Source organism: Sorangium sp. So ce204 (assembly GCF_051526795.1).
Classification (GTDB): domain Bacteria; phylum Myxococcota_A; class Polyangia; order Polyangiales; family Polyangiaceae; genus Sorangium; species Sorangium cellulosum_B.
Window position 1 is genome coordinate 11,954,892 of sequence record NZ_CP150317.1, and the last position, 14,434, is coordinate 11,969,325.

At 67.9% G+C, this 14,434-nt stretch carries 10 protein-coding genes; 3 read left to right on the forward strand and 7 right to left on the reverse strand.

Features of this window, described 5'->3' with window-relative positions; translation table 11 throughout:
* Positions 1-60: 60 nt before the first annotated feature.
* From WMF22_RS45200 to WMF22_RS45225, 6 genes are all read right to left on the reverse strand, one after another.
* Positions 61-1,857 (reverse strand): hypothetical protein, encoded by a 1,797-nt coding sequence (locus tag WMF22_RS45200; RefSeq protein ID WP_438033755.1) that lies wholly within the window; start codon positions 1,855-1,857, stop codon positions 61-63.
* 9 nt (positions 1,858-1,866) lie between these two features.
* Positions 1,867-2,283 (reverse strand): PAAR domain-containing protein, encoded by a 417-nt coding sequence (locus WMF22_RS45205; protein WP_438033756.1) that lies wholly within the window; start codon positions 2,281-2,283, stop codon positions 1,867-1,869.
* A 34-nt stretch (positions 2,284-2,317) separates the two neighbouring features.
* Positions 2,318-3,115 (reverse strand): hypothetical protein, encoded by a 798-nt coding sequence (locus WMF22_RS45210; protein WP_438033757.1) that lies wholly within the window; start codon positions 3,113-3,115, stop codon positions 2,318-2,320.
* Positions 3,116-3,337: 222 nt separating this feature from the next.
* A complete protein-coding gene (locus tag WMF22_RS45215; RefSeq protein ID WP_438033758.1) occupies positions 3,338-5,011 on the reverse strand; it encodes a hypothetical protein in 1,674 nt (557 codons plus the stop codon).
* A gap of 51 nt (positions 5,012-5,062) precedes the next feature.
* Entirely contained in the window at positions 5,063-7,720 is a 2,658-nt protein-coding gene (tssI, locus tag WMF22_RS45220; RefSeq protein ID WP_438033759.1) for a type VI secretion system tip protein TssI/VgrG, read from the reverse strand.
* 401 nt (positions 7,721-8,121) lie between these two features.
* Positions 8,122-8,367, reverse strand: a complete 246-nt coding sequence (locus WMF22_RS45225) for a hypothetical protein (protein WP_438033760.1) — start codon at positions 8,365-8,367, stop codon at positions 8,122-8,124.
* Between WMF22_RS45225 and WMF22_RS45230 the strand changes: the two genes are divergently transcribed.
* Entirely contained in the window at positions 8,357-9,229 is an 873-nt protein-coding gene (locus tag WMF22_RS45230) for a hypothetical protein (RefSeq protein WP_438033761.1), read from the forward strand. The genes WMF22_RS45225 and WMF22_RS45230 overlap by 11 nt on opposite strands.
* A gap of 216 nt (positions 9,230-9,445) precedes the next feature.
* Positions 9,446-9,742, forward strand: a complete 297-nt coding sequence (locus tag WMF22_RS45235) for an Ada metal-binding domain-containing protein (protein ID WP_438033762.1) — start codon at positions 9,446-9,448, stop codon at positions 9,740-9,742.
* A gap of 33 nt (positions 9,743-9,775) precedes the next feature.
* Here WMF22_RS45235 and WMF22_RS45240 read toward each other — a convergent pair whose 3' ends face one another.
* The gene (locus tag WMF22_RS45240; protein WP_438033763.1) at positions 9,776-10,036 is read right to left on the reverse strand and encodes a hypothetical protein; all 261 of its coding nucleotides are present in this window, start codon (positions 10,034-10,036) and stop codon (positions 9,776-9,778) included.
* Positions 10,037-10,113: 77 nt separating this feature from the next.
* On the opposite strand from WMF22_RS45240, the gene WMF22_RS45245 reads away from it, so the two are divergent.
* Positions 10,114-14,370: a DEAD/DEAH box helicase family protein gene (locus tag WMF22_RS45245; RefSeq protein ID WP_438033764.1), complete on the forward strand. Its 4,257-nt coding sequence runs from the start codon at positions 10,114-10,116 to the stop codon at positions 14,368-14,370.
* Positions 14,371-14,434: the final 64 nt, after the last annotated feature.

The window sequence follows — 14,434 nt, forward strand, 5'->3', positions numbered from 1 at the left end:
GCGGATGACGTCGCGGTGAACATCCATCTCGGCGATCGGGTATCGCAAGATCGAAACGGTTCACCGCGGGGGCGCACCCCGTCTGGCGAAGTGCGCGTAGTAGCGCTGGTACATGTCTTGCCACCTCGAGTACTCCGCCGGGTTCCCGCGGAGCCGCTCCTTCCAGGCCGAATCGACCGCCGACCGCATCTCGCCGGAACCCAGGCCGTAGCGCCGGAAGATCTCCTCGGCCGTCGTGGGGCATAGGGCCAGCTCCGCGCAGAGCGCGGCATACTGGGCGAGCGGCAGGATTGTCTCCAGCGACTCGGGGAGGGGCACTGTACTTCCGTCGCCGGCCGTGCTCGAGGGCCTCGAAAGCGGCGATACCTTGGCGGTCTGGGAGACTGCTCCGGTCATTGGGGCCGGCGAGGACGCGGTTTGTGTCAGCAGCTCACGGGGAATTGCGAGGTTCAGCGACGTTTCCCGGAGGTCTGCTGCGGCCGGCGGAGCGGGCCTCGATGCTGCCAGCGCTCCGGCGCGCCTCGTGGGGTCCGCTGCGATGAAGGGGATCACCGGGCCGCAAGGGGGAGCCTGCAACGGTGACGTCTCTGCGACCTCGGAGGGGGCTCGCGGCTGCTGCGGCCGGGCTGTCGATGTGGACGGCTCGGGAGTCTCCGATGCTCCGGCCGTGAACGGGAGGGCGGGGCCGCGGGGAATGTCAGAGAGCGGTGCGGTTTCCGCGATCACAGGAGGCGGGCGCTTCACCACCTTCGCCGCACCGGACTGAGGGAACGGCAGCTCCGGCCCTCGCGGAACGTCGGGCAGGGGGGCGGTGCCGGTCAGCGACTCCGCAGCGCGAGGAGGCTTCGGCTCAGCCTTTACGGTCGCGAGCTCGGCGTGCACGGGCACGAAGGGGACCACCGCGCCTCGGGGGACATCCAGCAGGGGCCCCGTGCCCTGCAGCGCCGCCGAGGTCATGAGGAGCGCCCCAGGGGGCATCGCCTCGGAAGACGGCGCGGCAGGCGCGAACGAGGCGGCGACGGATGCTGGCGAGCGCTCGACGTTGCCGAGCTCCCGCGCTCGGGCGAGGAGCATCTCCAGCCGACGCGCGTGATGCGCGTGGAGCCGCTCGAAGTCCTTCGCCAGCGCCGCGTCACGCCCCAGCGCTGCCCGCCATTGCCGATCCAGCGCTGCCCGCATCTCCTCATCGGCCAGGCGGTGGCGCCGCAGTACCCGTTCGCGTTGCTGAGGCAGCGCATCGAGCTCCGCGCAGAGCGCGGCGTACTCGGCCAGGCCCAGCCTGGGCTCGCCCAGTGGTCCCGCCGCAGAGTGCTCATCTGCGACCGCCTTCCCCGAGCCCCGCGCCTCGGCCACCCTCGACGGCTGCAGCACCCGGGGGCCGACCCGGAGCGATCCCAGCTTCCCCGGTCTCGGGTGCAGATCCTTGAGGAGTTCGCCGATCTTCGCGTCCTCGTCAACGCGCCGCACCCATCGGCGGCGGAGTCGCGCGACGTCGTTCATGCCCAGGTCCTTCTCCTGCAGCAGCTCGAACGGGGCCGGGTGTGCCGCGAAGACAGCAAGGAAGCTCGCCCAGGCGGTCGGGTCCTCCGCGAGCGGCTCGACCCGTCGATCCAGCCAGTCCTCGGCCTGTGCCAGCTCTTGCTCGTAGGCCGCGAGCAGCTCCGGCTCGGCGGCCAGCCGCTGCTTCCAGGCAAGATCGGCCCGCGCGAACGTACGCGGCGTGAGCCCCTCGACCGCGAGCACGTCCGCCAGCGGGAACCCCTCCGTCACCGCCGCCCTGACGGCTGCGTACTGCGCCAGCGAGATCCCTTCGCCCGCCTCCTGCGCCCCTGCTGCGGGCTTCGTGCCTGCCGCCATCCTCCGGCCCTAGTCGCCGACCAGCACGGTCCCGGAGGCGATCACGCTCCCGTTCGGCGCGTCGGCCGGGTCGTTGCAGGTCATCGCCGGATCCCCGAGGTGCGCGGCCGGCTTGTTGTTGATGAGCACCGTCTTGCTGCCCGCCTGGACCCGAGCCTGATTAGACGGCGGGCGCTGGAACGTGCCCCCTGGAGGTACATGCGCGGGCGCATTCGCCGCGGTGCTGCCCTGGATCGCGGCCGGTTTGCCTTCGATCAGCACATCCCGGCTCAGATCGTCGCTCAACGTTCCGCTGAAAGGCAGCGGCGTCGGGGTGGGCACCGGCCCGCCCGGCGAGGGGATCAGCACCACGTGCGTGTCGATGCCGACGACCTTGTCCCCTTGCTTTGCCGCAGGCTTGCCCGCCTTCGGCTCATGCGCTGACATGTTCGCTTCTCCTTCTCTCGCGGCAACCACCGGCTCACGGCCCGCAGTAGGGCGCGAGCGAGTTCCAGGTCTTCTCATCATGATGCGCCACATGGGCCGTCACGCTGAGCGGCTTCTCCGGCTGTCCAGACGGAGCAATAGGCACGAAAGTCATGATCCATAACGCGTCGCCGATCACGGCACCGAGTCCTCGATCGTCGACCAGGACGCCGAAAAGGCTGTCTACGTTGGGAATCTTGGTAAACGGTAGGTCCTTCCTCGCCTGGACGAAGATGCCGTAGAAGTCGTCATGCGCCCAGGAACATTCATGCTCTTCCGTAGGGTAGAGCCAGGTGGCTGTAACTTCGAGCACCGCGCTTCCGCCACCATCGGGTAGTTCACCGCCGCCCACCGCCTCCATATAGCGGCACTCCGGCTCCTCGCAACGCTTCTGGGGAATGAGACCTTCGGGTGGAGCACGTTGGGTCAATGTCTCTTTCTTATGCAAGAGGCACCTCTCCGGCGATTCGGTCTGCTGAAACACGACCGACCGTGCCGACCGACCCTGCTCAGGGCACACCCCCTCGAGCACCCGCACGACTCTCGCGATCTGGGGTCCCCAGCTCTCGCGCTGGAGCAGATACTGCCCCGGCATCATCCGGCACGGCGGAACCCCGTCGCCCAGTATCCACGCCGGATCGTTGCTAGAGGTGGCACCTCGCGCCCGCGCGCTGGCTTCGTCCAGCGGTACCTCGGAGTCCTCCTGCACGGGCTCGCTGGGCGGACTCTCCACCACTTCGGGCAAGAGCCAGCGCTTGTCATGGGTGCGTTGTTCTTCATTGAACGTGGCCACCCGGGCGCGTTGAATCGGTGGACATAGGCCGACCTGCTCCCTCGACGCTGCGGGCGGACGAGGGGCGGCGTGCGCGACACCGGCTTCGGGCTGGGCTTGTCGCGCCGCTGGCCGACAGGCAGAGGAGGTCACACCGATCGCAGCAAACAGACCAAGGAGAACAAGACGACTCATCTCGCGCCTCATGATACCGGATCGGAACGGCTGGGACACGGCGTCGACCTACATCGCGGCCGCCTGTTGTGCCTCGGTTTCGGCCTGCTTGGCTGCCGCCAGCGCCGCGTCCGCAGCATCCAGCGCCTTTAGCCTCTTGTTTTCTGGCATCTTCTCGCTGGAAGCCGCTCTCTTCACGGCATCACCGGCAGCGACAACCTTGCTGAGCGCTGCGTCCGCCGAGCGTACCGCCGCGCGGCATGCGTCCTCCTTCGCCGTGTTGCCGGCGAGGCTTGCCTGGTTGGCCGCTGGCCCCGCCGTCTCTGCTGCACTCTTGACTGCCGCGGCCGCATCCCTCAGCTTCTGGAGGCCGACATCATCCTTCGTCCCCAACAACTTCAAGGACTGCGATGCCTTGTGTGCGACGGCGACATCGTAGAACTCGTTGAGCACCTCGAATCCCATATCGAAGTGCATCATGTCGCCAAAATCCTGTCCTCCCCAGCGCAGGCCTACCTTGATCAGCGCCAGCACGACTTCCTTCTTGAGCATCAGAAACCCACGGCAGGGCTCTCGGAAATTGGTCGCGCTCTCATCGATTCGGTCGGCGTTGATCTTCAAGGCGTTCTTCACCATGCCGTACCGCATCACTTTGCGATCGGCCTCGATCTGGGCGTACGCCTCGCCCACGAGCCGCTCATCGAGGCCCCCTTGCTCGTCGTATGGGCTCCGTTCAGCGAGCTTTCCGCTCCCATCGCGGAGTAAAATCTTGCAACCGCTGAGCGTAGTATCCTTCTCAGATTTGACACGGTTGATGAAGTCGCTCAGGGATGCCTCGGTCAGGTCTTCCTGTGCGCCGTTGGGATAACGGTAGGCGAGGTATCCGACCAGCCCATCATGGACCTTCTTGAAGGTATCGTAGGAGCGTGATGCGTCGCTCGACTTGCGCGGCTGAATGCTGTGGCCGAAGCAGAAGAGCGTGGCCCGCTGAACCACCTCCAAGCAAGGCTCCCACACGTTGATCCTGCTCCACTCGACGTTCCTGTTGTTGTGGATCTCGCCGGTTGGGCCATCGCCGCCGTAAATCGGTACCCACGGCGAGGCCGTATACTCGATATCGATTGCACTCCCATCTCGGTGGTTGCCCCCACCGCGCTTCCCCTGTCCTCCGACAAGCTCCTTCGCCACACACCACTCCTTGAACTTCTTCTGATCATCGGCATCGTCGACCGGAGCGCCCATCGATTCGCGGTACTGTCGATAGAGATCCTCCTGCGCGCGAAGCAGCTTCTTGAGGAGCTCCCGATTGACACCCATCACATTGCCAGAATGGAAACCGACGCCAAGAAATCGGAACCAGTAAAGCCGAACGGTTCGCTTGGTGGTTGGCCCGCCTTTAGGGTAGGTAAGCTCCAGATCGGCGGCGTTTTGCGTCTGGGTAATCTCGAGGACCCACTTCGGCAACGCACCCGTGAAGGGAGTTCCGGCCGCCTGCGAGATGTGGTTGTCAGGTCCTGGGCTTACGTCTGCAGCCACGGGTGGCGGCGGATCTTTTGGCAGCGTGCTCGGGGGAGGAGGCGGCGGTGGAGGGGCCGGTGGCTGCTCGGGCGGCAGCGCCTCGGGCTCGTGGGGATCGGGCGTGTGATAATCGTACGCCTGCGGCCCGCCCTCGGCCCCATCGAATCGCGGGTCGTTCCCTCCGCTCGCTCCCCCGGCGCCGCCGCCGCCATCCGTCCAGTTCATGCAACACCTCAATCAGACCTTGTTTGCCCCACTCGCGCCCGCATCACGACCTCAGTGGCCGTAAGTCTCCCTCAGCTTCGCGACCGTCGCCGCATCGAGCTTACCGGTCACCTGCACGCCGTGGTCTCGCTGGAAATCCTTGAGCCCTCGCACGGCTCCCTCGGGTAGCTCGGCCATGTCGTCCCGGAGCGGCCCCTCGTAGTAGCCCAGGTTGCGCAGCCTGAGCGCTGCGCCGGGCACCGAGTCCGCCGGCGCGCTCTCGCGCAGGCTGAGGGTCCACTGCTGGCGTGGCCCCTCCGGGTAACTCTCGATCCAGACGACGAGCACCGCGCTCTTTGCGGCTTCCGGTACCTCCAGCTCGAGCTCACCGTTCGGGCCCGTGGTTCCCTCGTGAACGCGACCGTCGACCGTGAGGCGATAGGTCTTTTCCGCGTAGGGCGCCATCGCGACGTCCGACAGCTTGAGCCGCAGCGGCCGGGTCCTCGGCGGCTCGTCGTTCTCATCACTGGAGAGCAGGTCGGCCGAGTCGCAGTTGAGCTTGACCAGCTTGCCGCGCAGGTGCGCATCGTCGTCCAGATCGAGCGAGGCGTTCGGGGAGAAAATCCGGATCTTCTTGGCAACGAGCTCGGCCTCCTCGCCCAGGTCGAGCGCAGGGCCCTTGCCCTTGATGCTCGCCCCGTTCGCTCCGGCCAACGCGAGCACGTTGCCGCCGATCTTCACGCCCTCGGGCGTGAGGGCGATGATGCTATCGCCACATTGCAGGGTGAGCGATTGGCTCGCCGTGAGTACGAGATTACCCGCGGCTCCGGTCGTGTGATCGCCGAACACGTAGAAGTCGCTCCGGGACGAATCACCGCGAGAACCGACGGTCACCGCCGCCTGACGCTCCACGTGGAGCGTGTAGGTGTCCTGGCAGAGCGTGACTGCGTCATCCATGAAAACCTCCTTGGATACGCCGCCCACGACGAGCCGCCGACTCCCTCCGATCTCGTTCGTCTGGTCGCGGTCCACGCGCACGGTCTGGTGGCCTTGGACCCGTTCCTCGTGATCGCCGCCGACGCTGCCCCGCCGGCTTCCTCCGATACGCTCATGTCGCTCACCAGCGACGTGATTGTGCTGGTTGCCGCGCACGTCGGTCTGTTCGTCCTCACCGATGAGCGTCGTCCGGCGCCGCTCGATCCGCTCGTCGAGGTCGCGCTGCGCATGCACGTAGATCTGCTCGTCGCCAGCGGTGTCGTCGAAGCTGAGCTCGTTGGAGCCGGCCGCAGCTGGTGAGCTCTGGGTTCGGAGGCCGCTCCTGAGCTTCTCCCCAGGGAGCTGGAAGGGCGGCGGATGCGTGGCGTTGTACAGGCACCCGAGCACGACCGGGCAGTCGGTGTCCCCGCCGAGGAAGCCGACCAGCACCTCCATGCCCACGCGCGGGACGAACTGCGAGCCGAACGACGCGCCCGCCCAGCTCTGCGCGACACGCAGCCAGGCCGAGCTCTTCTCGTTACGCTCTCCTGCGAGATCCCAGTGGAACTGCACCTTCACGCGCGCGTGCTCGTCGGTGTGCACCTCGTGCCCTGCCGGCCCGGTGACCGCGGCTGTTTCGAGGACCTGCCGCGGTTTGCGTTTGGGCGCCCGCGGTCGGAGCAGCGCTGTCGCGGGGATGCACTCGAATCGGTTGCTGTAGGTGCGCTCCGCGGGTCGCCCGGACAGCTCGGGCGTATGGCCCTCGTGGATGACACGCGTCACGGCGTAGGCCCCCTCGATCCCTGGGGAGAACTCGGCGCTGAGATCGAAGCGACGCCCCGGCGCCAGCTCGCGGACCCAGCTCTCGCCGCTGCCTACGACCGCTCGGCGCTGGGCCTGCTCCAGGAACACCCGCGCGCGATCTGGTGTGACATCCGGCGTGTCGTAGTCGGCGTGGTGCTGGTACACCTCCAGCGGTGGCGGCCCGCTCACCTTGGGCCCGATCCGCTCGCTCAGGACCAGGTTTGGCCGGCGGAAGTCATAGTCCCTGAGGTGTACCGAGCTTGGCTTGATGGATCGCTGCAGACCGAAGGAGATGATCTCGCGCCCTGTCGGCATGAGGCCCTCCTCAGGACGCAGGACGAGGGCGCCGGACTCGATGCCGAAAGCTGCGGGGTAGTGGGCGGGGTCGTCAAGGAAGATCACGGGGGCGCAGATTCCCAAGGTGCCTGGCGGCGCGTCCGCGAAGCAGAACGCGATCCCCTCCTCGGCCGCGAGCCGCCGAACGAACGCGAGATCGCTCTCGCGATACTGCACACAGTAGCTGCGGACCGCGTACGTCCGCGAGAGGCGCAGCTCGACCGGGATGGAGGCTGCGGCAAGGACGTGCTGGAGGATCTGCGGCACGGTCTCGTCCTGGAAGATGCGGCTCGTGGTCCGGCGCCGGAGGAGCGCGAGCGGGGGAACGAGGCGCAGGTGCCAGGTCGGGCCGGTCCGCGCGATGAACGCGGCGTCCGCGCGCACCTGGTCGACGAGGGCTTCGATGCGGCGTTCGGCCCCGCGCCCATCGCGCAGGACGAAGGCGGCGAGGCTGCCGAGCAGCTCGGCGTCGCGGCCCTCGAGCTCGGGGGTGGCCTGCACGACGAGCTGGAACGAGAACAGCTCGGAGAGCGCCTCACGCCCGCGGAACGAGACAACGCGCAGGTCCGCGGGCGTGAACGCCCCGGCGTGGAGCTCGAAGAGATCACTGATCACGGGCGCAATGTAACAGGAGCCGCAAGGCCGCCTGCAAGGACCACGGTGGCCGCGCGACGGATGTGCGTGCTCTGCGTTGCACATGCGAGGACGATGCTCGGGCTGCGTCGCCAAGCGATCGCCGCGGCCATTCGGCCTCCCTCTGCCCGGGGGCACGTCGGCGCGATCGGGGCCCGTCGCCGCGGAAGACCTCCGCGCTGTGCCAGGCATCGGGCGAGCTCAGGGATGCCGACCGAGCCGGCTCTCACGACGGGCACGCGTCGCCATCATCGCTCCTGCGGGCCAGCTTCTGAAAGAACGGTGGATCGAATGCAGGCGTGAGCCGCTCGATGCGCTGCCACGGTTGTGCCGAGATCTGCAGGCTACCCTCGTGGGCGCTCAGCATGCAGGACCGTCAGGAGTCACGCGCCCCCGGTGTCTTTGGCAGCAGCGTCGCCGAACCTACCCCAGGGCTCATCAGCTGGATATCGGGAGGACGGCGGTGTAAGCTGCTCGGCGCCATGGGCAGTGACATCACGCTCTTCTCCGGCTACGGCCAGAAGGAGAACCGCACGACGAATTACTGTCTTCTTGCCCTGCGAATGCTCTACGAAGAGAACCCAAAGTTTCTCGGCGAAGTGCTGAGCAACCTCGTTGATGAAGAACATCGCGGATGTCGTGGGCGTGCGCTTCAGGCAGCAGACGCGCAAGAAGGGAAGCGTGCCCGATGGTCTCATCATTCAGAGGCCGTTCACGATATACATCGAGACGAAGAACTTCGACTGGTTCTACGATGCGCAGCTAGAGCAACACCTCGAGGCGCTCCACGAGGACGGTAGCGGCGTCAAAGCTCTCGTCGCCCTCGGGAACTTCGAGGCGCTGACCGACAATCGCTTCTCGAACATCGAGACTCTCTGCACTGAGAAGTACCAGGGCGGCATCTACTTCGCCGCGGTGAGCTTCGAGGAGTTTCTCGACGCACTCCCGAGGGACAAGGTCTCGAAGAACCTCTCGGACACGCTGGACGACTTCGAAGCTTACCTGAACGAAGTTGGAGTGCTACCGCGCTGGAAGCACCGACTCGACGTCGTAAACTGCAGCGGGCGTCCTGGCGAAGTCACGAAGGAGAACGTCTACATGTGCCCGGCGAAGGGCGGTGCGTACAACCATTTGCGGGCGAAGTACTTCGGGATGTATCAAGGCAAGGCCGTCCGACACGTCGCGCTGATCGAGGCGGTTGTGGAGCTAGACGGCGAGGGTGGCGGCACGTTGCGATGGAAGCACGTCGACACACCGGACGCCGATCTCATCGCCCGCGCCGAGGCGAAGCGTGTACGGCTTCGCCCTGGCACCGACCCGTTGCGCGTGTTTCTGCTTGGCCCGCTTCATCCGACCGACTTCCGAAAGCCGACCAAGGGCGGGATGCAGAACAGCAAGCAGTACTTCGACATCGAGAGGCTTGCGCCCAGTGATGCGGCCGATTTAGCGGAGAAGCTTCGGGGCCAGACCTGGAGGGACTTCACCAGGTGAGCCGCCACGTTCTCGTCCATCCGGAACTACGAGAGTGCCTGGAAGACGCCCTCTTCGCCTCAACGGGACAAGTCGTCGTGCCCGGTCGCATCGCCTTCAAACACCCGGATATGCCTGTCGTTGCGCAGATCCCCGAGAGTGCCCGAGCAGCACGGAGATGTGCTCCAGAGGCGCGCCCTTCGCGTTCCCGGCCCCCGCTCCAGTATAGTCGCGCCGATGACCCGCCCCGCCGATCACAAACCCTGCAAGGTGTACTGGCTCCTCGGTTCTGGGGGGCAGAAGTACGAGAGCGCGACGCCCGGTACTCTGGGCGGCAACGCGAAAGACAAGATCTACGGTCGCCTCGATTGCAGGTCTGCACTCGCAGCCATCCGCAAGTACCGCGACTCCTATACGAGGCACCGCGTCTTCTTTGCCGACGAAGAAGCGGCCATCGCGGCCGGCTACCGGCCATGCGGCAATTGCATGCGTAATCAGTTCATCGCGTGGAAGAAGACCCAGGAGGGCGTGTGAACGGCGGTGAACGATTCGAAGCGGCGGAAGAGCTTATACCTCGCGGAGGACGACCGAGGGCGGCTTGCCGTGGTAAGCCGTGGGCGAGGCATCGGTTGCACCGCGGCCGGTGACCCAGTTGCCGTCTGGATCGAGGAAGTGCCTCAAGGCGACCGCGCTTGTCAGTTGTCCCCCGCGATGATGCTTGTCCACCGGCACCTGCGGTCGTCGATCGTCCCCCTCCGGGACGTGGAGCCGGGCGGGCTCGGAAGGAAGGTCCACGTCGACGTGAACGGTCGCCCGGGTACCCAACATCGAGCTCCTCCGGAAGTCGCAGAGGGCAGCAATCCGGGCACACCTCGCGCGCGCTTCGAAGTACCATCCGCCGGCCGGTGACTTCCCCGTTCCTCGAGGCCCCCGAGTCCGCCTGGGTGGCGAGCAACGCGCTCGCCATCGCGCTGCGCGACCGCTTCCCGGTCAGCCCCGGCCACACGCTCGTCGTTCCGCGCCGGCTCGTCGCGACGTGGTTCGACGCCACCGCCGAGGAGCGCGCCGCGATCTTCGAGCTGGTCGACACGGTCAAGCGGGACCTCGACGCCGAGCTCCACCCGGACGGCTACAACATCGGGATCAACGCCGGCGAGGCCGCAGGGCAGACCGTGATGCACCTGCACGTCCACGTGATCCCGCGCTTCCGCGGCGACGTGGACGATCCGCGTGGCGGCGTGCGCCATGTCATCCCGGGCCGGGGGAACTACCTCGCCGGCAGACCCCCGCCACTCGCGACCGGCGGCGCCGAGGACCCCTTCTCGCGCCACCTCGCGCCGGTCTTCGCACGCGCGACCGACGTGGCCATCCTCTCGGCCTTCGTCCAGGAGAGCGGCCTCGACGTCCTGGAGCGCCACGTGTTCGCAGCCCTCGGCCGCGGCGCTCGCGTCCGGCTCGTCACCGGCGATTACCTCCACATCACGCAGGCCACGGCGCTCGCCGAGCTGCTCGACTGGGCCGGCGGCAACGCCGCGCTGGCGGGCGCCGAAGGCACCCGGGGCAGCTTCGAGGCGCGCGTGGTCGAGGTCGACGCGCTCACCGGCAAGATCCGCTCGTTCCACCCCAAGTCGTGGCGCTTCGAGGGCCCGGGCTTCGGCGCCGCGTTCGTCGGATCGAGCAATATCTCCCGCGCTGCGCTCGGTCCCGGCATCGAGTGGAACCTCCGCGTTGACCGCCACCGCGATCCGGACGCCTACCGGGCCGTCGCCTTCGCCTTCGAGCGCTGGTGGTCGCGCGCCCGGCCGCTCACCGCCGATTGGGTCGAGAGCTACGCTCGTCGCGCGCGGCAGATCGCGGTGGGCCTGCCGCCGGGTGAGGAAGACGCCGAGCCCGTCGATCCCCCGCCTCCCCCGCACCCCATCCAGCGCGAGGCGCTCGCCGCGCTGCAGCGGAGCCGCGCGGAGGAGGGGCGCCGCCGCGCGCTCGTGGTGCTCGCCACCGGCCTCGGCAAGACGTACCTCGCCGCGCTCGACGTCGAGGCCTGGGCCGAGCACCACGGCCGCCGTCCGCGCGTCCTCGTGCTCGCCCACCGCGAGGAGCTCCTCGTCCAGGCAGCCCGGACGTTCCGCCGCCTCCTGCGGGGCCACACCGCGCGCTTCGGCTGGTGTGCCGGGAGCGCCAATGAGCTGGCCGGCGATGTGGTCTTCGCCTCGGTGCAGAAGCTGTCCCGTCCCGAGCACCTCGCGCGTCTCGCCCCGGGGAGCTTCGACTACGCCATCGTGGACGAGGTTCACCACGGCACCGCGCCGAGCTACCGCGCCATCCTGGATCGCCTCGAGCCGGGCTTCTTGCTCGGCCTGACCGCCACGCCCGATCGCGCCGACGGCGCGGATGTCGTCGGGCTCTTCGACGATCACGTCGCCTACCGGGCGGACATCGGCGCCGGCATCGAGCGGAAGCTGCTCGTCCCCTTTGCGTATTTCGGCCTCAGGGACGAGATCGATTACCGCGCTGTCACCTTCCAGAACCGGAGGTTCGACCCAGGAGAGCTGGAGAAGGCCATCGACACGGACCGGCGCCTCGAGCAGATGTGGCATGCGTGGCAGGAGCATCCGGGGGAGCGCACGCTCGTGTTCTGCTGCTCGATCCGGCACGCGCACCATGCCTGCGACTTCCTTGCCGCACGAGGTGTTCGGGTTTCCGCGGTCCATTCCGGTCCGGAGTCGGCGCCGCGCGAGGAGGCGCTGGCGGACCTCGTCGCCGGCAAGCTCGACGCGCTGTGCGCTGTCGATCTCTTCAACGAGGGCATCGATCTGCCGAACGTCGATCGCGCGGTGATGCTCCGTCCCACGGAGTCTCCTGTCGTCTTCTTGCAGCAGCTCGGCCGCGGTCTGCGCGTCGCGGACGGGAAGGCGCGCCTCACCGTGCTCGACTTCGTGGGCAATCATCGCGTGTTCCTCGACCGCGTGCGGACGCTGATCTCGCTCGGCTCCAAGCCGTCCGATCTGCGCGATTTCCTTGGCGGCATCCGCGCCGCGCGCCTGCCGCCGGGCTGCACGGTGGACCTCGATCTCGAGGCCAAACACATCTTGCTCAGCCTGCTTCCTGCCCGCGGGAAGAGCGAGGTGGAGCGCGTGTACCGCGAGCTGCGCGACGCGCGCGGAGAGCGCCCGACGGCCGGCGAGCTGTTCCGGATGGGCTACCGGCCTGCCACGCTGCGGCCAGCTCACCAGGGCTGGTTCGATTTCGTGGCTTCCGAGGGTGATCTGAGCCCGCCGGAGCTCCGGGTCCTTCATACCGCCGGCGCGTGGCTCAGGGAGCTCGAGAACACCGCGATGAGCAGGTGTTATAAGATGGTCACGCTCGAAGCGCTGCTCGAGACGGGTGCGCTCTTCGACGGGATCTCGACCATCGAGCTCGCGCGCCGGAGCCAATCCATTCTCGCCCGCTCTCCGGAGCTCTCCCGCGATCTCGACGGCGTGGCCGAGCTGGGCGGCGGCCAGAGGTTCGACGAGCCGCGCTTCGTCAGCTACTGGAAGGAGAACCCCATCGCCGCGTGGACGGGCGCGCGAGGCCGCCGCTGGTTTGCGCTCGACAAGGACCGCTTCGTCTCGAAGCTCTCCTGTCCTCCAGGCGACGAGGAGGCCTTCGCCGCGATGACGCGGGAGCTCGTCGATTACCGGCTCGCCATGTACCGCGCGCGCCGCCGCGAGGACGGCTCCGGCGCGTCGTTCTCGGCCAAGGTGCTGTGGAACAAGCGCGACCCCATCCTCAAGCTGCCCTCGCGCGCAGCCCGCCCTGACCGCCCTTCAGGGGACGTCGACGTCCGCCTTCCGGACGGCGAGGTGTGGCGCTTCCGCTTCATGAAGGAGTTCTGCAACGTCGCGCACCGCGTGGGCTCGCAGCGCAACGAGCTCCCGGATCTGATGCGCCGCTGGTTCGGTCTCGCCGTCGGCCGGCCTGGAACGGCGTTCTACGTCCGCTTCGTCCGCTCACCCGATGGGCTGTGGGTTGAGCCGGAGAGCCCCGAAGGGGTCTCCACAGCGCCGCGCGGCGCGCTCATCGCCTTCCCCGATCTGCGCGCGGCGGCCGGCGCCGCCGGCGTACCGACGGAGCTCCCTCCTGAGGCCGAGAAGGTGCTGCTCCCGATCGCCGCCGCGCGCGGCGATGGGTTCTTTGCGGTGCGCGCTGCGGGCGACTCGATGTATGGCGGGAAGCGTCCGATCCGCGACGGGGACTGGCTGATCATGAGGTTTGCGCGCGGCGCCTCGTACGATGCGCTGGACGGTAAGGTGGCGCTGCTTCAGATACCCGATCGCGATCTGGGGTTTGCCTACCAGATCAAGCGGATCGTGCGCGATCGGTCGCGATGGCGGCTCCGTTCGGACAATCCGGACGGGCCGTCCTACGAGGCCACGGCCGAGACAGTGCCTATCGCGCTCCTGGTCGAGGTGGTCCGCCCCGAGGACATCGGCCCGAGCGCCGGCGAGCGCTTCGAGGACGACGAGGCCGCAGCCCGCGCGTTCGGGCTGGAGGAGCCGCCGCGGACCGGCCGTGTCGGCGGTCACCTCTTCTTCTGTCTGGAGGCACCAGGAGCGCTGGTCGCGCCCGATCGCATTCGAACGCCGGTGCCAGCCCAGGAGCGCCGCCCTGGGGAGACGGCCTTCGTGCTCGCGCGGCCGCCCGGCGAGCCCGGATGGCGATACCTTGGCGTGGCCCGTTACCTCGATGAGGAGGGGCTCTGGGCCTGTCCGGATGTCGACTATGCTGCGTACCGCGCCCTGGGATCAGGCCGTGCAGTGTCCCGATCGCTGCCGGCGGGGAGCAGCGAGTGTGCGCGAGTGCTCGTGGAGGACCTGCTCCGGCGGCCCGGCGCGGGCGCCTTCGTGGAGCGGGACGGCCGGCGGTGCAGGATCGTCGGCCGGGCCGACGGCGGCGGGCTGCGCATCGACGGTGGCCCGGACGGCTTTGCAGAGCGAACGGTGTCGCTGACCGATCTCGCGTGGGTGATCGTAGCGCGCGACGACGTCAGAAAGAACGGCGGGCGGCTGGACGAGCAGCGGGTCAACCTGCTGCGCTATCTTGAGGGGACGCCTCGGGCGGCGACGCGGTGGATCGACACCGGTTGGGCGCTCGCGCTTGCGACGGCGGGCGAGGGGTAAATGGATCTCCCGCGGCCTTGCTGAAGGCCTTTGGAATCGCTTGAAGCTGAAGCGTAGGCATCCT

Coding starts and splice junctions, on each gene's coding strand:
- WMF22_RS45200 (WP_438033755.1), bottom strand. CDS start 1,857: ATGGCGGCAGGCACGAAGCCCGCAGCAGGGGCGCAGGAGGCGGGCGAA.
- WMF22_RS45205 (WP_438033756.1), bottom strand. CDS start 2,283: ATGTCAGCGCATGAGCCGAAGGCGGGCAAGCCTGCGGCAAAGCAAGGG.
- WMF22_RS45215 (WP_438033758.1), bottom strand. CDS start 5,011: ATGAACTGGACGGATGGCGGCGGCGGCGCCGGGGGAGCGAGCGGAGGG.
- WMF22_RS45230 (WP_438033761.1), top strand. CDS start 8,357: ATGAAGAACATCGCGGATGTCGTGGGCGTGCGCTTCAGGCAGCAGACG.
- WMF22_RS45225 (WP_438033760.1), bottom strand. CDS start 8,367: ATGTTCTTCATCAACGAGGTTGCTCAGCACTTCGCCGAGAAACTTTGG.
- WMF22_RS45235 (WP_438033762.1), top strand. CDS start 9,446: ATGACCCGCCCCGCCGATCACAAACCCTGCAAGGTGTACTGGCTCCTC.
- WMF22_RS45240 (WP_438033763.1), bottom strand. CDS start 10,036: ATGTTGGGTACCCGGGCGACCGTTCACGTCGACGTGGACCTTCCTTCC.